This window comes from Streptomyces noursei (assembly GCF_001646665.1).
Taxonomy (GTDB): Bacteria; Actinomycetota; Actinomycetes; order Streptomycetales; family Streptomycetaceae; genus Streptomyces; species Streptomyces lavendulocolor.
Window position 1 is genome coordinate 160,615 of the sequence record NZ_LWBU01000101.1, and the last position, 19,058, is coordinate 179,672.

The following is a 19,058-nucleotide window of genomic DNA, read 5'->3' on the forward strand; positions in this document are numbered from 1 at the left end:
ATCCGCCCCGCAACACTACGCCGCCACCAAGCTCCACCGGCAAGCCCCTGCACCGAACTCATTCTGAAACGATCAGTAAGTCGGGCGGGGCCCGACGGCCGCACGAATGGCCTCGCGAATCCGAAGATCGACAATTCTGTCCTGCACCAAGCCGGAGAAGTGCCGCGCAGAACGAGGGTGATCACGCAGCACTGCGGCTACAAGTTGCGCTGCCTGGCCCGACAAAGAGCGGAGCCAGGGCGCGATCCGGTCCTGGGCACTCCATTGGTCCCACGCAGCGTCCCAGGTGCACATCGTACGGGTGGACTCGTCGAGGAGGTCCCAGTCCTCCTTGGCTGCGGCGAAGTTCGCAATGGTGTGAAGCCAAACAGCGGCGCGGGCAGCCTCGGCGAACTGGACACGCCCTGTTCCTCGGCCACCGGCGTGGTTGGCCAGAGCCTTGAAGACGCGTTCGCTCCCCTGAGGGTTACGGGACAGCCAGGGCCCCACCTCTTCGGCAGGAAGACCCGTCAAGGCACGTACGTACAGCTCGTAGTTTTCAGGATGGTCTGCGATCAGTTCGAGCAGGGAAGCCACGGCTGCCGGATCACCGGCACGCGTCCGCTCCCATAGCCGCTTCGCTTGTTCGGTCGGAGGTTCCGCTGGTTCAGTGAGTTCGCGGTTGATCAGGTCACGGAGGTCCTTGATGCTCTGCGACCGCTGTTCAGGATCGGGATGGGTAGCAATGCGGGTGACGTTCCTCCACGGGCCTGGGGCAGGCAGGAGCGGCACATTCATCTGCGGATACTTGCCTGTCAGCGCCCATGCGATGACGCGTCCGATGCCGTAGATGTCGGCGGCCGGCGTGGCTTCATGTGCGTCAATGAAGAGTTCAGGTGCCGCGAAGCCCTCCGTCCCGATCTCGAAACGAGTCCGCCCGACCTTGGTGGTCTGGCCTCTCGGCCGGCGGACGATTCCCCAGTCCCCAAGGGTCCATCGGCTGTCCAGTAGAAGGATGTTGGACGGTTTGACGTCGCGGTGAAGCCAGTCGTGCGCGTGAGCGAGTTCCAGCACGTCCATCAGCGCCTCGACCAGGACGCGCAGCTGTGATGGGGCCTTGAGGTCGTCGTGTCTGTCCTCCGCGGTCGCCTGTGCCATAGGCATGACGAGCCACCCGTCATCCGGGTTGGAGTCAAGGATGGGCATGTAGTGGGGGTGTCGGCCAAGCAATTGAGAGATCTCGATCTCTCGTTTCATCCGCGCGGTCGGCGTGTCCCGTTGCGAACTGCGGCGCTTGAAAGCGACCTCGGCCTCGGTCGGCTTGTGAACGGCCCGGAAGACTTGGGCCTGTCCACCCTCCTCCATGGGGAGTCGATCGAGACGGTAGTCCTTCCGGTCGCCGCGGGCTTGAGCGCGCACCAGGTCGTACAGGTTTACGGCACCGTCCTTGGCCGCAGATGCACGGTGGGACGCCAGCGGGGAAGAGCCTGAGATCACGGGTCGGGCCTGAACTGGAACGCGGCGCCCGCCGTAGATGGTGTAGCCGCTGATGGAGTCGACGGGTACGAGTGCATAACCGTCGCGGGCTAGCAGGGTGTTAAAGATTTCCAGCAACTGGCGCAACTCTTCTGCGTCAGTGCGCACGACAGGGTGGAGCATTTCGGCGAGGAAACGGAGGATGACCGCGTCCGGGCCGCGATTCAATCCGAACCGATCATCAGTGAAGACCCAGTCGTCCTCCCAGTCATAGTTGTTGACGCGGTGCTGGTAGATGTCCCCTTCGGCGGTTGTGAAGCGAGGATCGTAGCTTGCGAACGCATCCAGATCGAAGATTCGCTTGAGGAAGTCTGGCTCTTCCACCCTGCCGGACCAGTCGACGTTCTGCAGACGAAGGGTGTCGAAAAGCCGCATGCGGGTGACTTCGGTGATGCGAGCCCGTTTGCCCTCACCAGTGCGCACATCGTCCGGTCGGAGGAGTGTTGGCGACTGCCCCGCCTCCAGCGCCTGCCGCCAGTTCACGTCTGGATCGCGGAGTGCCGGCTTGATCAGAATCCGGTCGACGTCTGGGCGACCGTTTTGACCGGCTACTTCGGCGACCGTCGGCAGTAGGTGGTCTAGTACCTCGTCGTCAAAGCTGGGGACGTCCACGACGTCGATGTAGAAGACCGCCGCCCAGTAGTAGTCGTGCCAGTTAGTGGACGTCCTATACCCGTCCTCCGTCTGCTCGAAATCCAGCCTCTCCACCGCGCGGAGCAACTCCGTCGCACCAACATCAGAGCGAGCAGAGAAGATCGCTGCAGCCTGCGCCAAGACGCGCTCCCCGAGCTGCTCCTGTCCACGATCCATGTTCCGTCGCCCCTCTCACGCACACAGCCGGACACGGCCTGCGTCCACGGCAGCAGTGCCTAGCAGCACCGGCGCGGCCAGCTGGCGTCCTCCCCTGCAACAACTCCTCCACTCAACGCGGAGGGACAGCCAGCTTAGACGTCGTTTCAGTCGGCGAGGCGGCGGTGGACTGCGGCTTCCCTCCGGCCCTGGATGAGCTACGGTCTCCCGCTCGGGGGCCAGCAGGCAGTGGCGCTATGACCCTCTATCTACGTGCCCTGGGCGGCACCTTCGGTGGCATGGCGTCACATGCCACCGGAGGTGCTGCCAAGGGCACTTCCTGGGGAGAATTTGGGGAGTATCGACGGTCCTGGGGAGCGCGTGGGGAGAATCGGCCGCGTAACGCAGCACGATCCCGAAAGACGCTGAAAGATCTATCCGCGCAGGTCAGGGGCGGGCACAGCCGCATCGACGCTGGTCAGCGCCACCAGGTAGACAACTTCATGACGTACGTCCCGAGATCGTCGGCCTCGACGATCCCCGGGAGCGAGCCGCCCTCACGCAGAGGCGTGACATAGCGGGTCGCTACGACCTCTTCCAACACTTCCCAGGCCACCCATCTCTTCAGCCTTGCAACTCGCGGACGACTTCTCCGGGGCGTGGAGGGCGGGCATCACCGGTCAACGGCGCCGGGGAGGATCCGGGGAGCTCCGGCCGGCGGGCCGGCCTCCCCGCTCCCCCAGCAGACCGTCGATGGTGCCGAGCCCCATGTCGCCGGCTTCCGGCATGAAGTGAACATAGTAACCGAGGGTGATCACCGGCGAGGAGCGTCGGAGCCCCGTGGCGGTGCCGAGGGCCTCGTGGCAACGGTGTCGGGCGGAAGCTCAGAAGCACCTCCGCCACCCCCGGAGCGGGCGGGGACGACGGTGTTGGCGACTCCGGCACAGCCGCGAGGACCGATGCCGCCGGCGTCGCGGGAACCAGGCCGTACCGACTGGCACGCCAGGGGGGCGAACGTCCGGAGGGCAGCAAGGAACCGGCCTTCCGGACAGAATGGCGTCTCGGCGCCCAGGGGGCCTACTGCCCTCCATGGGAAGGGGGCGGCGCAAGTAGGACGGGGAACGTTCGGCTTCGGGCACGTGGGCCTGCACCGCATCCGGGTCGGGCACCGCACCGACCACCGCCACATGGCCCTGCGTTGACACGCTGGACGAGGCCCATCATCAAGGCGTCGACCTCAATGGCTGCGTTTTCAGCGCGCCAAGGAGGTCGTCCTCTTCCGTGGCGTCAGGGTTCGCGGCCGGCGCGACAGCGACCGCCGCCCTCAGCGCCCCGCCGGAGTGAGTCGGCGCCGCGATTCGCGCGCAGGGCGGTGACCTGCTGAACAAGTCGGCGGACGGCCGAGGCGTAGCCGATGCCGAACGCGAGGGAGACCACGAGCGCGAGGTGCTTCGACAGGCCGTCGAACACGGGGTAGACCTGCCAGTGCGTCAGATAAATGGCGAGTGAGCTGCCGGCGAGCAGGCCGGCCGCCTGGTTGACCCGGTGGACGCTCGGCAGGGTCGGGAACCATACGAGCAGGCAGAAGCCCGCCATGACGAACAGTTCCCTGCGCGGCTCGCCGGGGAAGAAGCCCGGGACGGCGGCCAGAGCGGCGATCGTCACCAGCAGCCTCTGTGGCGCGGTGCGGGACTGGGCCGCGGCCCAGCCGAGGGCGAACAGCCAGAAGACCGTGACGGCGTCGGTTATATGGGCGCGAGCCGGCAGGCCCAGCAGTTCGTAGCGGGTGAGCAGGCCGAGGCCCGCCAGGGCGACCGGCAGGCCGTACGGGGAGCGTTGCTCCAGGCGGTGAACCGCGGGGACGGCGAGCAGCACCGTCAGGGCCAGCAGGATGTAGACGAGGGCCTCGACGAACCAGAGGTGGATCCCGGTCCCCATGTCCTCGGGCCACAGCGCGTTGTGCACGAGGAGGAGATTGGACAGGTCGTAGTCGTCGCTGATGAGGAGCGCGAAGGCGGTCCAGGCCATGGTGGGGACGGCGATCCGCGCGATGCTGCGGGCCGTGCGGCGCGTCCGTTCGCCGCGTTCGGGCGAGGAGAGCAGGAAGCGGGCGAAGTTGAACCCGGCGACGGCGAGCAGGAGATGGGCTCCGCCCCGGATCTCGAAGAGCCGGATGTGTGACCCGACGACGCACACGATGGCCACCGCACGCAGGACGACGCTGGTCTCCACGCTCCGCCACCGGGTCCGGTCGCCGTCCCGGTGGGGTGCCGCGCGGCGTTCCAGTTCTCCGATCGGTGTCGTGTGCCAGTTCGGCGGCAGCTTCCCCAGTCGCTGTTCGAGGTGGAGGGACATCTCGACGTACGACAGGGAGTCACCGCCGAGGGACACGAAGGAGCTGTCCGGCGTCACATCGGGGCGGTCCAGGAGCCGGGCGTAGAGCGCGCACAGGTCGTCCGGGGTGCCGTCTCCGCAGGGCAGGGCCGTCTGGGCCGGGCGGTTCAGGGCGCGTACCGCCTGGTAGTCGGGCTTGCCCGTGGGCAGCCTGGGGAGTTCGGGCAGCAGGTGGACGTGTACGGCGCGGGCGGGCAGGCCGCACTCGTCCACCAGGCTTCTTCGGATCCGTCGCTCGTCCCACCCGGCCGCGCGGACGACAGCGAGGGCCAGACCCTCGTCGTCGCCGCTGCACAGGGCTGCCAGGCCGTGACGTTCGAGCACGGCCTCTATCCGCTGGGGGTCGATGCGCAGGCCGGCGATCTTCAGGAAGCGGCTGCGCCGCCCGACGATCTCGTACAGACCGTGCTCGGTTCGGCGGGCGAGGTCGCCGGTGCGCAGGGCGTCGACCGTACGGCCGAGGGCGAGGTCGTCGGGGGTGTGGGCGTAGCCGAGCATGACGTTCGGGCCGGAGTAGACGAGTTCGCCGGCTCCATCGGCATGGGACGCATCCTCGACCGGTTCCAGCCGGAAGGAGCCGCCCGGGACGGGGACTCCGATCGCCCCGGGGTGTTCGGCGGCGAGTGCCGGCGGCAGGTAGGCCATGCGGGCGGTCGCCTCGGTCTGGCCGTACATGACGAACAGGTCCCAGCCGCGCCGGGCTCCCAGTTCGGCGTAGTGCCGCACCCGCTCGGGGGCGAGGCGGCCGCCGGCCTGGGTGACGTACCGCAGTCGGGGGAGGTCCATCTCGGCGAAGCCGATCCGGTCGAGCAGGTCGAAGGTGTACGGGACGCCGGCGAGCGCGGTTGCGCCGGCCGTCCGGAAGAGGTCCCAGAAGCAGGCGTCGGCCACCGACAGGCCGGTCATGACGAGCCCGGCACCGCGCAGCAGATGACTGTGGATCACCGACAGGCCGTAGCAGTAGTGCATCGGCAGGGTGGTCGCGGCACGGTCGGTGTCGCGGATGGCGAGGTACGTGGCGATCGACTCGGCGTTCGCCTGGAGGTTCTCGTAGGAGAGCCGGACCAGTTTGGGCGAGCCGGTGGAGCCGGAGGTGCTGAGGAGCAGCGCGAGGTCGGGGTGGAGGGTGTGCGCCGAGGCGGGGCGCCGTTCCTCGACGCGCCACTCCCCGACGGCCTCCGGGTGGACCACGACGTCCGGGTCGTACGCGGCGGTGAGCGCGGCGGCCGCCTCGGGGTGGTCGCCGGGCACGAGCAGCACCGCGTGGCCGGCCGACAGCGCGGCGAGGTGGACGACGAGCGCGCCGACGGTGTTGGCGCCGGGCAGCAGGACCAGTCGCCGCTCCGGGCCGAGGCGCCGTGCCATGTCCTCGACCCGCGTGGCCAGCTCACGGTAGGAGAGTTCGCCGTCGGAGGTCACCAGGGCGGTGCGGTCGCCGTGCAGCACGAGGTCGCGGGCGAGCGGGAGGGCGTGGCCGCCGACGGGCGGGGCGGGGAGGAGCGTCACGGGCGCATCGTAGGTAAGGCGTTCCTTACCAGAAGAGGGGGAGGTTCCTCCGGATGCCCATTCGTGGCCCCGCCGTTATCAAAGCCTGACTTGACCTTAGGTTAGCTTTACCTTATCAATACTTTATTCACAGGTTCTCTTCATGAATGACGGCAGGAAGGCTCCACCCGTATGCGCCGCCCCCTGGCCCGCAGCTTGACCGCCATAGCCGCGGCCGCCCTGCTCGCACCCGCGCTCGCCGCCTGTGGCAGCGACGAACCGGCCGACCTCGTCATCTACTCCGGCCGCAACGAGAACCTCGTGAAGCCGCTCATCGAGAAGCTGGAGAAGCACCTCGACGCCAACGTCGAGGTCCGCTACGGCGACAGCGCCGAACTGTCCGCCCAGCTCCTGGAGGAGGGCGACAGGACCGAGGCAGGGCTCTTCCTCTCCCAGGACGCCGGCGCCCTCGGCGCACTGTCCACGGAACAGCGACTCACCCCGCTTCCGAAGGCCACGCTCGACAAGGTCGGCCCCGCACACCGCGGCTCCGCCGGTGACTGGACCGGTGTCAGCGGCCGCGTGCGCGTCCTCGCGTACAACCCCGAGCAGGTTCCCACGCCGCCCAACAGCGTCCACGACCTGGTGAAGCCGGAATGGAAGGGCAAGATCGGCTTCGCGCCGACCAACGCCTCCTTCCAGGCGTTCGTCACCGGCATGCGCGTCCTGGAGGGCGACGAGGCCACCCGCACCTGGCTCGAGAACCTCAAGGCCAAGCAGCCCAAGGCGTACGAGAACAACAACAACGTCATGGAGGCCGTCGACAAGGGCGAGGTCGCCATCGGGCTGCTCAACCACTACTACTGGTACGAGCAGGTCGCCGAGAAGGGCGCCGACAAGGTCAAGGCGAAGATCCACTACCTGCCCAAGGGCGACCCTGGCGGCCTCGTCAACGTCGCGGGCGTGGGCATTCTCAAGGGCGCCGACAAGAAGCAGGCCGGCTACGCCCAGAAGGCCGTCGACTTCCTGCTCTCCGCCGATTCCCAGAGCTACTTCGCCGAGGAGACGCACGAGTACCCGCTCGCCGCAGGAGTGAAGCCGGCCCAGGGCGTCCCCGCCCTGGAGACCCTTCAGCCGCCGAAGATCGACCTCGGCAAGCTCGCCTCCCTCAAGGAGACGCTGGCCATGCTCCAGGACGTCGGACTGGTCTGACGTGACCGCACCGGAGCGCTCCGCCCCGGCCCGTCGCGACCCCCGCCCGGTGAGTGCCCAGGCACCCGCCGGGCGGGCGCGTGCCACCGGCCGGCCGTCCTCGATCCTGATCGTGCCCGCCGTGCTCGCGGCCGCCCTCGCCGTGCTCCCGCTCGGATACCTCGGCGTGCGCGCTCTCGAACGCGGTCCGGCCTTCGCCCGGGACGTCGTCGCCGACTCCCGCACCGGCGAACTCCTCCTGCGCAGCTTCGGCCTGACGGCCGTGGTCGTCACCGCCTGCCTGCTCATCGGCGTCTCCCTCGCCTGGCTGACCGTGCGCACCGCACTGCCCGGCGCCAGGGCCTGGTCGGTGCTCGTCACGCTGCCGCTGGCGGTGCCCAGTTACGTCACCGCCTTCGCCTGGCTGTCCGCCGCGCCCTCCCTCGCCGGCTTCGCGGGCTCGGCGATCGCACTGACCCTGGCAAGCTTCCCGTACGTGTACCTTCCGGTCGCCGCCGCCCTGCGCGGCACCGACCCCGGTCACGAAGAGGCGGCACGCTCCCTCGGCCACGGCCCCTTCGGCACCTTCCTGCGCGTCACCCTGCCCCAGCTGCGGCCCGCCGCGGCCGGGGGCGGACTGCTCGTCGCGCTCTACGTGCTCTCCGACTTCGGAGCCGTCTCCCTCATGCGGTACGACACCTTCACCCGCGGCATCTACACCTCCTACCGGGCGAGTTTCGACCGCACCCCGGCCGCCGCGCTCAGTGCCGTCCTGGTGCTCATGACCGTACTGCTCGTCGCCGCCGAGACCCGCACCCGCGGCCGCGCCGACTATGCCCGCACGGGCACGGGAACCGCCCGGCGGGCCGTCCCCGCCACCCTGGGCCGGCTCCGACCGCTCGCCCTCGGCTGGTGCGGGATGATCGTCGCCGTGGCCGTCGGCTTCCCGCTCGCCACCCTCGGCTACTGGCTGGCCGTCGGCTCCTCCGCCGCCTGGGACCCGGCCACGCTCGCCGGGACCACGCTCACCACCCTCGGCGTCGCCGCCGGGGGAGCCGCGCTCACCACCCTGCTCGCGCTGCCGATCGGCGTCATCGCCGCCCGCCACCGCGGCCGGCTCGCCCACCTCCTCGAACAGGCCGCGTACGCGGGTCACGCCGTGCCCGGCATCACCGTCGCGCTGGCGCTCGTCTTCCTCGCCGTGCGCTACGCCCGCCCGCTCTACCAGGAGACCCCGCTGCTGCTGTGCGCGTACGCGGTGCTCTTCCTGCCCGTCGCGGTGGCCGCCACCCGCGCCGCCGTGCTCCAGGCGCCGCCCGTCCTCGACGACGTGGCCCGCTCGCTGGGCCGCGGCCCCTTCGGCGTCCTTCGCGAGGTCACCGTGCCGCTCGCCGCTCCCGGCATCGCGGCGGGCGCGGCCCTCACCTTCGTCGTCTGCATGAAGGAACTCCCGGCCACGCTGCTGCTGCGCCCCACCGGCATGGACACCCTCGCCACCCGGCTGTGGACGGAGACCGGCACCGGATCGTTCGCAGCGGCCGCCCCGTACGCGGCCGCGCTGATCCTGCTCGCCGCGGTCCCCTCGTACCTCCTCGGAAGGCACCGACCATGAGTGATGTACACATGAACGACCTTCAGGTCACGGGGGTGGTCAAGGCCTACGGTCCCGGCAAGCCCGTCCTCGACGGCCTCGACCTCACCGTCCCCGGGGGTGGCCTCGCGGCCGTCCTCGGCCCGTCGGGCTGCGGCAAGACCACCCTGCTACGGGTGATCGCCGGCTTCCTGGAGGCCGACGCCGGCACGGTGACCGTCGCGGGCCGGCTCCTCGGCGGGCCCGGCGTCCACCTGCCGCCCGAACGGCGCCGCATCGGCATCGTTCCGCAGGAGGGCGCGCTCTTCCCGCATCTGAGCGTGGCCCGGAACATCGCCTTCGGGCTCAGGGACCTCGACCGGGCGGGCAAGCGTGCCCGTGTGGCGGAGATGCTGGATCTGGTGGGCCTGCCGGGTTATGCCGACCGCATGCCGCACGAACTCTCCGGCGGCCAGCAGCAGCGTGTGGCACTCGCCCGCGCGCTCGCTCCCCAGCCCCATCTCGTGCTGCTCGACGAACCGTTCAGCGCGCTCGACAGCGCGCTGCGCGGGGCCGTACGGGCGGAGGTGCGTGCCGTGCTCCGCGAGAGCGGCGCCACCGGCCTGCTCGTCACCCACGACCAGCAGGAGGCCCTCTCCATCGCCGACCTCGTCGCCGTGCTCCGCGATGGGCGCGTCGCCCAGTGCGCCACCCCGCAAGACCTCTACCACCGGCCCGTCGACCCGTGGCTGGCTTCCTTCGTCGGCGACGCCGTCCTCGTGCCGGGCACCGTCGACAGGGACACGGCCAGCACCGCCCTCGGGCGCATCGCCCTCGCGACCGCCCCCGAAGGACTCCGGGACGGCCTGGTCCTCCTCCGCCCCGAGCAGCTCCGGCTCACCGAGCCCGATGATGCCGACGCCGAAGGCGTCGTGACCGATGTGTGCTTCTACGGGCACGACGCCATGATCACCGTGGCCGTCGAGGGCCTGGACCAGGCGGTCGACATCCGCACGCCCGGCCCGCTCCGCCAGGAACCCGGCCACAGGGTCGGCATCCGCCTCACCGGCGAAGCCACCGTCCACCCGCACACCGCCTGACGAGCACCTTCCCAGGCAGTGCCTGTCTGATCGGGGCCCGCCTGGCAAGGCTCTGCACGATCACCGCCCGCAGGTCCGGCGCGGCGCGCGGAGCTCCCAGGGTGCGAAGCACGCGGCGACCGTCGAGAAGGTGGCCAGGGGTGGTACTGCGACCGGGGACGGCAGCCCACCCCGGTGGAACGGTCATCGGTCAGCCCGCTCCCGACGCGTCGCCCGCCGCCCTCACGGTGCGCCGCACCTTTCCCGCGCCGGGGCGAGGACTGCCCGTGCGAGTCGTCCCTGCCCTTGCGGGGCCTTCAGGTGGTGGCGGTCCCAGGGAGGTCGGGGCCCGGGTGATCCGCCGCCGGCCGGAGGGTCAGGACCATGGTCAGGCCGCCGCCGGGGGTGTCCTCGGCGGTCAGGGTGCCTCCGATGGCCTCGGCGAAGCCGCGGGCCACTGCGAGGCCGAGACCGACTCCGGCGCCGCTCGGGGCATCGCCGTAGCGCTGGAAGGGGGCGAAGACGCGGTCCTTGGCCTCGTCGGGGATGCCGGGGCCGCGGTCGATGACGCGGAGTTCGACGCGGTCGGCGATGGTGCTGGCCGACACCAGGACCGGTGTGCCGTCGGGGCTGTATTTGACGGCGTTCTCGACGATGTTCGCGACCGCACGCTCCAGCAGTCCGCGGTCGACGGCGACCATGGGGAGCGATTCGGGAATGTCGAGCTCGGCGCTGCCCTCCGGTACGCCGCCCAGCGCCATCGGCACCACTTCGTCCAGATCCGTCTCGCGGATCAGCGGGGTGACCATGCCCGTCTCCAGGCGGGACATGTCGAGGAGGTTGCCGACCAGGTGGTCGAGGCGGTCCGTGCCGACCTCGATGCTTTCCAGCAGCTCCGCCTGGTCCTCCTCGGACCAGTGGACGTCGTCGGAGCGCAGCGAGGTGACGGCGGCCTTGATGGCGGCCAAGGGCGTACGCAGGTCATGGCTGACGGCCGCCAGCAGCGACGTACGGATCCTGTTGCCCTCGGCCAGCTTGCGCGCCTCCTCGGCCTCACCGACCAGCCGCTGCCGGTCCAGTACCACGGCGGCCTGGGCGGCGAAGGCGCCCAGCACCCGGCGGTCCTCGGCGGGCAGGGCTCGCCCGGACAGCGCGAGGGACATGCGGTCGCCGACCGGCATGTCGACGTCGGCGTCGTCGGGCCGGGCGACCGGGTGGGGGCCGACGCTGCCGGCGCGGTTCCATGGTTCGACGTCGCTCCCCCGCTCCAGCAGCGCGACCGACTCCATGGAGAACGTCTCGCGGACCCGTTCCAGCAGGGCGTCCAGGCTCGACTCCCCGCGCAGGATGGTGCCCGCCAGGAAGGACAGCGTCTCGGACTCGGCGCGCAGCCGGGCGGCCTGATGGGTCCGGCGAGCGGCGACATCGACCACGGAGGCGACGGAGATCGCCACTCCCACGAAGATCAGGAGGGCGACCAGGTTCTTCGGGTCGGCGATGGTCAGCTCGCGGACAGGGGGCGTGAAGAACCAGTTCAGCAGCAGGGAGCCGACGGCAGCCGATGCCAGCGCCGGGAGCAGGCCGCCGAGCATGGCGGAGGCCACGGTGAGGGACAGGAACAGCAGCACGTCGTTGGCCAGACCCAGATCGGCGTCGACGTGGGTGAGCAGGAGGGTGAGGAGTGCCGGCCCTGCCAGGCCGGTCAGCCATCCCCAGATGGTGCGGGAGCGTCCGATCCGAGCGGTACGGGCGGTGGGCAGGCGGCGGCCCTTGGCGGCCTCGTCGTGGGTGACGATGTGGACGTCGAGGTCGGGGCCGGAGTCGCGGGCGACGACGGCGCTGACGCCCGGCCCGAAGATGTACTGCCAGGAGCGCCGGCGGCTGACGCCCAGGACGATCTGGGTGGCGTTGACGCCGCGCGCGAATTCGAGCAGTGCGGTGGGCACGTCGTCGCCTATGACGTGGTGGAAGGTGCCTCCCAAGTCTTCGATCAGGGCGCGCTGGACCGCGAGTTCCCTGGGGGAGGCGGCTGTCAGGCCGTCGCTGCGGGCGATGCAGACGGCGAGGACCTCTCCTCCCGCGCCCTTCTCCGCCAGCCGGGCGGCCCGGCGGATGAGGGTGCGGCCCTCGGGGCCGCCCGTGAGGCCGACGACGATGCGTTCGCGGGACCCCCAGATCTTCGAGACCCGGTGTTCGGTCCGGTACTCCTGGAGGTATTCGTCGACCCGGTCGGCAGTCCACAGCAGGGCGAGCTCGCGCAGGGCGGTGAGGTTGCCGGGGCGGAAGTAGTTGGAGAGGGCCGCGTCGACCTTGTCCGGCTTGTAGATGTTGCCGTGCGCCATACGGCGGCGGAGCGCCTGCGGCGACATGTCGACCAGCTCGATCTGGTCGGCGCGGCGCACCACCTCGTCGGGGACCGTCTCCCGCTGCCGTACGCCGGTGATCGATTCCACGACGTCGCCCAGGGACTCCAGGTGCTGGATGTTGACGGTGGAGATCACGTCGATGCCGGCGGCGAGCAGCACCTCGACGTCCTGCCAGCGCTTGGCGTTGCGTGACCCGGGGACGTTGGTGTGGGCCATCTCGTCCACGAGGGCGACGGCGGGCCGGCGGGCCAGGACGGCGTCGACGTCCATCTCGGTGAAGACGCTGCCTCTGTAGGCGACTTCTCGGCGCGGGACCTGCTCCAGGCCGTGCAGCATCACCTCCGTACGGGGCCGGTTGTGGTGCTCGACGAAAGCCACGACGCAGTCCGTACCACGCTCCACGCGGCGGTGCGCCTCGGAGAGCATCGCGTACGTCTTGCCGACGCCCGGCGCCGCGCCGAGGTAGATCCGCAGCTTGCCGCGTGCCATGGTGTCTTCCGTCCTGCGTCTCGAAGCGGTAGCCCGTTCCGGGCTCGGTGCGCAACTGGGCCGCGGACACCTCGCTGATCAGGATCTTCAGCAGGTGCCATGCGCTGGGCGTCAGCCGGACGTCGCGCCTCCCGCGGCGGACCTTCTTCACGTGGCGGTCGACGGTGAGGTCGTCGGTCGTCACGAGGACGGCCATCAGCGCGTGGCCAGGTCCTTCAGTGCGATGTTGAGCTTGAGGACGTTGACGCGGGGCTCACCGATGAAGCCGAGGATCCGGCCGTCGGTGTGCTCGGCGACAAGCTTCTCGACCTGCGCGACGTCGAGCTGGTTCTTCTCGGCGACACGGGGGGCCTGAAGCCTGGCGTACTCCGGCGAGATGTGGGGGTCCAGGCCGGAGCCGGAGGAGGTGACGGCGTCGGCCGGCACGTCGCCGGGCTTCACCTTGTGGGTGGCGGTGCTGTTGTCCTTCACCGCGGCGGCCTTGGCGTCCTTCACCCACCGGAGCAGCTCGGCATTGTCTCCGGCGCGGTTGGTGGCTCCGGAGAGAAGCAGCTCGTACTGGGTGTTGACGGTGTTGGTGCCCAGGCCGTTGGACGGGCGCGGCTGGAACCACCTCAGGTCCGGCACCCGGGTCCGCCCGCCCCCCTTCACCGGCAGGTCGTAGCGCTGGCCGATGAGTTCGGAGCCTACGACCCTGCCCTCACTCCTGATCTCGGAGCCGTTGGCCTTGCCGGGGAGCAGCCCTTGGGCGACGCCGGTGACGGCCAGGGGGTAGAGCACCCCGGTGACCAGGGTCAGGACCAGCAGGGCGCGCAGCCCGGCGCCGATCAGACGTGCGGTGCTTCGTACGGACGTGTTCATGGTGGTCACCCGACGCCAGGGATGAGGGAGAGGAGCAGGTCGATGAGCTTGATGCCGAGGAACGGTGCGACGAGGCCGCCGAGGCCGTAGATCCCCAGGTTCCGGCGGAGCATCCGGTCGGCGCTCATGGGCCGGTACCGCACGCCCCTCAGAGCCAGCGGCACCAGAGCGACGATGACCAGCGCATTGAAGATCACCGCGGAAAGGATCGCCGACTCGGGCGAGGCCAGGCCCATGATGTTGAGCTTGTCCAGGCCGGGATGGGCGATCGCGAACATCGCCGGAATGATCGCGAAGTACTTCGCCACGTCGTTGGCGATCGAGAACGTGGTCAGGGCGCCCCGGGTGATGAGGAGCTGCTTGCCGATCTCGACGATCTCGATCAGCTTGGTGGGGTTGGAGTCGAGGTCCACCATGTTCCCGGCCTCCTTGGCGGCCGAGGTGCCGGTGTTCATCGCCACCCCGACGTCGGCCTGGGCGAGGGCGGGGGCGTCGTTCGTACCGTCGCCGGTCATCGCGACGAGCTTGCCACCGGCCTGCTCCCGCTTGATGAGGGCCATCTTGTCCTCGGGGGTGGCCTCGGCGAGGAAGTCGTCCACTCCCGCTTCCTCGGCGATGGCCCGGGCGGTCAACGGGTTGTCACCCGTGATCATCACCGTCTTGATGCCCATGCGGCGCAGTTCGTCGAACCGCTCCCGCATACCCTCCTTGACGACGTCCTTGAGGTGGATGACGCCCAGGACCCGTACGCCCTTGTCGTCCTCGGCCGCCACGAGCAGCGGTGTGCCGCCGGCCTCCGAGATGTCGTTCGCGATCTCGTCGGCGTCGTCGGCGACCCGGCCGCCGCGCTCCTTCACCCACGCGATGACCGAAGCCGTCGCGCCCTTGCGGACCTTGCGCCCGTCGACGTCAACGCCGGACATCCGGGTCTGGGCCGTGAACGCGATCCATTCGGCGTGGGCCAGTTCGCCCTGGTGGCGCTCACGCAGCCCGTACTTCTCCTTGGCCAGTACGACGATGGAGCGGCCCTCGGGCGTCTCATCGGCGAGCGACGAGAGCTGGGCGGCGTCCGCCACCTCGGCGGCCGTGGTGCCCTTGACGGGCACGAACTCGGCGGCCTGCCGGTTGCCGAGCGTGATGGTGCCGGTCTTGTCGAGCAGCAGCGTCGACACGTCACCCGCCGCCTCGACGGCGCGGCCCGACATGGCCAGCACGTTGCGCTGGACGAGCCGGTCCATGCCCGCGATGCCGATCGCCGACAGCAGCGCGCCGATCGTCGTCGGGATCAGGCAGACCAGCAGGGCGACGAGGACGATCATCGAGGTCTGCGCGTCGGCGCCCGCGTGGACGGCGAACGGCTTCAGGGTCACCACGGCGATGAGGAACACGATCGTGAGCGAGGCGAGCAGGATGTTCAGCGCGATCTCGTTGGGGGTCTTCTGCCGGGCGGCACCCTCGACGAGGTTGATCATCCGGTCGATGAACGTCTCGCCGGGCTTCGTCGTGATCTTGATGACGATCCGGTCGGACAGGACCTTCGTACCGCCGGTGACGGCCGACCGGTCGCCGCCGGACTCCCGGATGACCGGCGCCGACTCGCCCGTGATGGCGGACTCGTCGACGGACGCCACGCCCTCGACGACGTCGCCGTCGCCCGGAATGATGTCGCCGGCCTCGCACACGACGAGGTCGCCGATCCGCAGCTCGGTGCCGGGCACGCGCTCCTCGCCGCTGTCGCCCAGACGGCGGGCGACCGTGTCGGTCTTGGCCTTGCGCAGCGTGTCGGCCTGGGCCTTGCCGCGGCCCTCGGCAACCGCCTCGGCCAGGTTGGCGAAGATCGTGGTGAGCCACAGCCACGCGGCGATCGCCCAGCCGAACCAGTCGCCGGGATCCTTACAAGCCAGCAGCGTGGTGGCGACGGAGCCGACGAGGACCACGAACATCACCGGGGACTTGACCATCACCCGGGGGTTGAGCTTACGGATCGCGTCCGGGAAGGACGTGACCAGTTGCCCGGGGTCGAACAGGCCGCCGGCGACCCGGCCCGCGTCGGGCTTGTGACCCGTCGGCACATCGTGGTGGGGCGCTGGGGCCGCAGAGGCCGTGGACATGGGGTTCTCTTGTTTCGTTACGTCGGTGGTCATGACGCCAGTCCTTCGGCGAGCGGTCCCAGCGCGAGGGCGGGGAAGTAGGTCAGGCCGGCGATGATGACGATGGTGCCGACGAGCAGGCCGGTGAACAGCGGCTTCTCCGTGCGCAGGGTGCCCGCCGTCCTGGGCACCGGCGTCTGCTCGGCGAGCGAGCCGGCGAGTGCCAGCACGAACACCATCGGCACGAACCGGCCGAGCAGCATGGCGAGTCCGATGGTGGTGTTGAACCACTGCGTGTCGGCGTTCAGGCCGGCGAAGGCGCTGCCGTTGTTGTTGGCGCCGGAGGTGTAGGCGTACAGGACCTCGGAGAAACCGTGCGCACCACTGTTCGTCATGGAGGTCACCGGGGTGTCGAGTGCCATGGCGGCGGCGGTGAAGCAGAGCACCAGCGCGGGGGTGACCAGGATGTAGCAGGCCGCCAGCTTGATCTCGCGGGTGGAGATCTTCTTGCCCAGGTACTCGGGCGTACGACCGACCATCAGTCCGGCGATGAACACCGCGATGATCGCCATGATCAGCATGCCGTACAGTCCGGAGCCCACTCCGCCGGGCGCGATCTCACCCAGCATCATGCCGAGCATCGTGATCCCGCCGCCCAGCCCGGTGTACGAGGAGTGGAAGGAGTTCACGGCACCGGTGGAAGTCAGGGTCGTGGAGACCGCGAAGATCGACGAGGCGCCGATCCCGAAGCGGGTCTCCTTGCCCTCCATCGCACCGCCCGCGGCCTCGAAGGCCGGACCGTGGCCGGCGAACTCCGTTGCCCACATCAGCAGCACGAACCCGGCCCAGATGGTCGCCATGGTGCCGAGGATCGCGTAGCCCTGCCTCAGAGAGCCGACCATCCGCCCGAAGGTGCGGGTGAGCGAGAACGGGATCAGGAGGATCAGAAAGATTTCGAACAGGTTGGTGAAGCCGTTGGGATTTTCGAAGGGGTGGGCGGAGTTGGCGTTGAAGTAGCCGCCGCCGTTCGTTCCCAGCTCCTTGATGACCTCCTGCGAGGCGACCGCGCCGCCGTTCCACTGCTGGGAGCCGCCCATGAACTGCCCGACCTCGTGGATGCCGGTGAAGTTCTGGATGGCGCCACAGGCGACCAGGACGATCGCGCCGATGACGGAGATCGGCAGCAGGATCCGGACGACACCGCGCACCAGGTCGGCCCAGAAGTTGCCCAGCTCACCGGTGCGGGACCTGGCGAAGCCGCGTACCAGCGCGACGGCGACCGCGATGCCGACGGCGGCGGAGACGAAGTTCTGCACCGCCAGGCCTCCGGTCTGCACGACGTGGCCCATGGCCTGCTCGCCGTAGTACGACTGCCAGTTGGTGTTCGACACGAACGACGCGGCGGTGTTGAACGCCTGGTCCGGGTCGATCGACACGAAGCCGAGCGAGCCGGGCAGCGCGCCCTGGAGCCGCTGCAGGCCGTAGAGGAAGAGCACGCTCACAACCGAGAAGGCCAGGACACCGCGCAGGTAGGCGGGCCAGCGCATCTCGGCGTCGGGGTTGGCGCCGATGGTCTTGTAGATCCACTTCTCCACCCGCAGGTGGCGGTCGGAGGAGTAGACCCGGGCCATGTGGTCGCCGAGCGGGCGGTATGCCAGGGCCAGCGCGGCGATCAGCGCGAGCATCTGGAGCACACCAGCGAGGAAAGGGCTCATGGATGTGCTCAGAACCTCTCCGGCTTGACCAGGGCGAGGACCAGGTAACCCAGTAGAGCGACGGCCACGACCAGCCCGACGATGTTCTCGGCAGTCACAGCTTCGCCACCCCCTTGGCGATGAAGGCCACCAGCGCGAACACCGCGATCGTGGTGACGACGAAGGCCACGTCGGCCATCGAGAGCTCCTGAATGAAGACGATGAGATGAAGATCCGTCCCTCGGACCGTTCGAGGAAACCGCGTCTCAGCCAGGCCGCAGAGCTCGTTGACGGCTCCCATACGGCCGTCAGCTCGGTATTGACGGACCCCGTACGCCGTCATTCGGCCGCGGTGGCCTGTGCGGCTCGAAGCCGGCGCGGCGGTGTGGGGCGGCACCGCCCGGTCACACAGGCCGTCCGCGCGTCAGAACTTCCCCGGGTACCTCACCGCTGCCACCAGGTATCCGACGAGGGCGAGGGCGACGATGAGCCCGACGACGTTCTCCGCTTCCATACCGGACCGACTCCTTGATGTAGTGACCTTCCGTACGGGCAGGGTCCCGCCGCGGAGACGGGGCCACCAGTCGTCTTGACGACACCATGGCGGTGCATCGGTGAGAGCTGACACGACGTTGACGCGGCGCGTGCGCCTGGGCGTGCGCGGTGGCCGGCACGTCTCCGCCGTGCAGCAGTCCGGCCGGTCAGCAGGGTGCGATGAGCTCCTCCGCGGGGATGTGCTCAGCCCGCACTCCTCTGCGGCTGCGGGAGTACGGCACTGGAGGCGCGACGACAGTCGACCAGCTTGCCTTCAGCACTTGTTGACGCCGTGGTCAACACCTCGTCAAGGTTCGTCCACGCGCCGTCAGTGCTTTGTCAACGTCGGCGCCCCTGCCTGTCGGCGATCCGTAGCGTCGGACGCATGGGACGACGTATCCCTCGGTCCGTGACCGACGAGGGCTGGCCGGGGAAAGCGCGCGGCGCGTGCTGCTGTTCCGCGGTGTTCTTGCTGATGCTCCTGGCCGTCGACGGCCTCTCCGGGGGCCTCAACGCGGCCAGGCTCACTGTGTGGACGGTACTCGCCGCGCTGTTGTTCGTCGTGCTCCTGCCTTCTCGCGTGACCGCCGGCCCCGGATGGCTGACGACACATGGGCTGCTGAGCCGTCATAGCATCCGCACCGACCTGCTCGTATCGGTCCACTGGTCGGACGGCGTCGCCGAGCGACTTGTATTACGGGATCTCGCCGGCGCACAGGTCGTCCTCGACCCGCGCGTCCTCATCGACGATCCGGCCCTGTGGCACCTGTTCGATGTCGGCGTCCGTGCGTCGCTGGGGCGGGGCACTCTGCTGTGCGGGGCCACCCCGCTACGGGAACTGTCCCGGCGCGCCGAGCGGGAGATATCGCGCACCGTCTTCGAGCTCTCCGGTGGTGGACCGGCTCCGGCCCGAGGACAGGCGCCCGGCGGCGCGTCGATCCGGGGGCGCGGGCGGTGGACCCCACGACGTACTCGGGGATGAAGCCCCGATCACTCCGCGG

General features: G+C 69.7%; 13 protein-coding genes and 1 pseudogene. 4 read left to right on the plus strand and 10 right to left on the minus strand.

Annotated features, from left to right (window positions below; translation table 11 throughout):
* Positions 1 to 72 precede the first annotated feature (72 nt).
* From A4V12_RS10335 to A4V12_RS10340, 3 genes and pseudogenes are all read right to left on the minus strand, one after another.
* Complete coding sequence (locus A4V12_RS10335) at positions 73 to 2,325, minus strand: protein kinase domain-containing protein (protein ID WP_064068962.1); 2,253 nt, start codon at positions 2,323 to 2,325, stop codon at positions 73 to 75.
* A 472-nt stretch (positions 2,326 to 2,797) separates the two neighbouring features.
* Positions 2,798 to 2,908 (minus strand): annotated as a pseudogene (locus A4V12_RS39910) (HipA family kinase); the annotation flags it as partial.
* A 683-nt stretch (positions 2,909 to 3,591) separates the two neighbouring features.
* Positions 3,592 to 6,204, minus strand: a complete 2,613-nt coding sequence (locus A4V12_RS10340; RefSeq protein WP_079136952.1) for an AMP-binding protein — start codon at positions 6,202 to 6,204, stop codon at positions 3,592 to 3,594.
* A gap of 171 nt (positions 6,205 to 6,375) precedes the next feature.
* Here A4V12_RS10340 and A4V12_RS10345 point away from each other — a divergent pair, with 171 nt between their 5' ends.
* From A4V12_RS10345 to A4V12_RS10355, 3 genes are read left to right on the plus strand one after another with little or no spacing between them, the layout of a single operon-like run.
* Positions 6,376 to 7,395 carry an iron ABC transporter substrate-binding protein gene (locus A4V12_RS10345; protein ID WP_064068963.1) on the plus strand — a complete coding sequence of 340 codons (1,020 nt, stop codon included), beginning with the start codon at positions 6,376 to 6,378 and terminating at the stop codon, positions 7,393 to 7,395.
* A 49-nt stretch (positions 7,396 to 7,444) separates the two neighbouring features.
* Complete coding sequence (locus A4V12_RS10350) at positions 7,445 to 8,986, plus strand: ABC transporter permease (protein WP_234372131.1); 1,542 nt, start codon at positions 7,445 to 7,447, stop codon at positions 8,984 to 8,986.
* A gap of 11 nt (positions 8,987 to 8,997) precedes the next feature.
* Positions 8,998 to 10,044: an ABC transporter ATP-binding protein gene (locus A4V12_RS10355; RefSeq protein ID WP_064068965.1), complete on the plus strand. Its 1,047-nt coding sequence runs from the start codon at positions 8,998 to 9,000 to the stop codon at positions 10,042 to 10,044.
* A gap of 296 nt (positions 10,045 to 10,340) precedes the next feature.
* Here A4V12_RS10355 and A4V12_RS10360 read toward each other — a convergent pair whose 3' ends face one another.
* From A4V12_RS10360 to A4V12_RS10385, 7 genes are all read right to left on the minus strand, one after another.
* Entirely contained in the window at positions 10,341 to 12,878 is a 2,538-nt protein-coding gene (locus A4V12_RS10360) for a sensor histidine kinase (RefSeq protein ID WP_064068966.1), read from the minus strand.
* Positions 12,879 to 13,073: 195 nt separating this feature from the next.
* A complete protein-coding gene (locus A4V12_RS10365) occupies positions 13,074 to 13,739 on the minus strand; it encodes a potassium-transporting ATPase subunit C (RefSeq protein ID WP_064069025.1) in 666 nt (221 codons plus the stop codon).
* A gap of 5 nt (positions 13,740 to 13,744) precedes the next feature.
* Entirely contained in the window at positions 13,745 to 15,883 is a 2,139-nt protein-coding gene (gene kdpB / locus A4V12_RS10370) for a potassium-transporting ATPase subunit KdpB (RefSeq protein ID WP_064068967.1), read from the minus strand.
* A complete protein-coding gene (gene kdpA, locus A4V12_RS10375; protein ID WP_064068968.1) occupies positions 15,880 to 17,544 on the minus strand; it encodes a potassium-transporting ATPase subunit KdpA in 1,665 nt (554 codons plus the stop codon). Before kdpA ends, kdpB begins: the two co-directional genes overlap by 4 nt.
* Before the next feature lie 8 nt (positions 17,545 to 17,552).
* Positions 17,553 to 17,642, minus strand: a complete 90-nt coding sequence (gene kdpF, locus A4V12_RS10380; RefSeq protein WP_018845955.1) for a K(+)-transporting ATPase subunit F — start codon at positions 17,640 to 17,642, stop codon at positions 17,553 to 17,555.
* A complete protein-coding gene (locus tag A4V12_RS34615; RefSeq protein ID WP_079136953.1) occupies positions 17,639 to 17,824 on the minus strand; it encodes a hypothetical protein in 186 nt (61 codons plus the stop codon). Before A4V12_RS34615 ends, kdpF begins: the two co-directional genes overlap by 4 nt.
* A gap of 123 nt (positions 17,825 to 17,947) precedes the next feature.
* Positions 17,948 to 18,037, minus strand: coding sequence for a potassium-transporting ATPase subunit F (locus tag A4V12_RS10385; RefSeq protein ID WP_064068969.1), 90 nt, complete (start codon positions 18,035 to 18,037; stop codon positions 17,948 to 17,950).
* Between the two features lie 405 nt (positions 18,038 to 18,442).
* On the opposite strand from A4V12_RS10385, the gene A4V12_RS10390 reads away from it, so the two are divergent.
* A complete protein-coding gene (locus tag A4V12_RS10390) occupies positions 18,443 to 19,039 on the plus strand; it encodes a hypothetical protein (protein WP_199831256.1) in 597 nt (198 codons plus the stop codon).
* The last annotated feature ends 19 nt before the right edge of the window (positions 19,040 to 19,058 follow it).

What these genes read in the sequence shown, in the direction of transcription:
- A4V12_RS10345 (WP_064068963.1), top strand. Translation starts at nt 6,376, where the DNA reads ATGCGCCGCCCCCTGGCCCGCAGCTTGACCGCCATAGCCGCGGCCGCC.
- A4V12_RS10390 (WP_199831256.1), top strand. Translation starts at nt 18,443, where the DNA reads ATGGGACGACGTATCCCTCGGTCCGTGACCGACGAGGGCTGGCCGGGG.
- A4V12_RS10385 (WP_064068969.1), bottom strand. Translation starts at nt 18,037, where the DNA reads ATGGAAGCGGAGAACGTCGTCGGGCTCATCGTCGCCCTCGCCCTCGTC.
- A4V12_RS10335 (WP_064068962.1), bottom strand. Translation starts at nt 2,325, where the DNA reads ATGGATCGTGGACAGGAGCAGCTCGGGGAGCGCGTCTTGGCGCAGGCT.
- kdpA (WP_064068968.1), bottom strand. Translation starts at nt 17,544, where the DNA reads ATGAGCCCTTTCCTCGCTGGTGTGCTCCAGATGCTCGCGCTGATCGCC.
- A4V12_RS10360 (WP_064068966.1), bottom strand. Translation starts at nt 12,878, where the DNA reads ATGGCACGCGGCAAGCTGCGGATCTACCTCGGCGCGGCGCCGGGCGTC.
- A4V12_RS10355 (WP_064068965.1), top strand. Translation starts at nt 8,998, where the DNA reads ATGAACGACCTTCAGGTCACGGGGGTGGTCAAGGCCTACGGTCCCGGC.
- A4V12_RS10365 (WP_064069025.1), bottom strand. Translation starts at nt 13,739, where the DNA reads ATGAACACGTCCGTACGAAGCACCGCACGTCTGATCGGCGCCGGGCTG.
- A4V12_RS34615 (WP_079136953.1), bottom strand. Translation starts at nt 17,824, where the DNA reads ATGGGAGCCGTCAACGAGCTCTGCGGCCTGGCTGAGACGCGGTTTCCT.
- kdpB (WP_064068967.1), bottom strand. Translation starts at nt 15,883, where the DNA reads ATGACCACCGACGTAACGAAACAAGAGAACCCCATGTCCACGGCCTCT.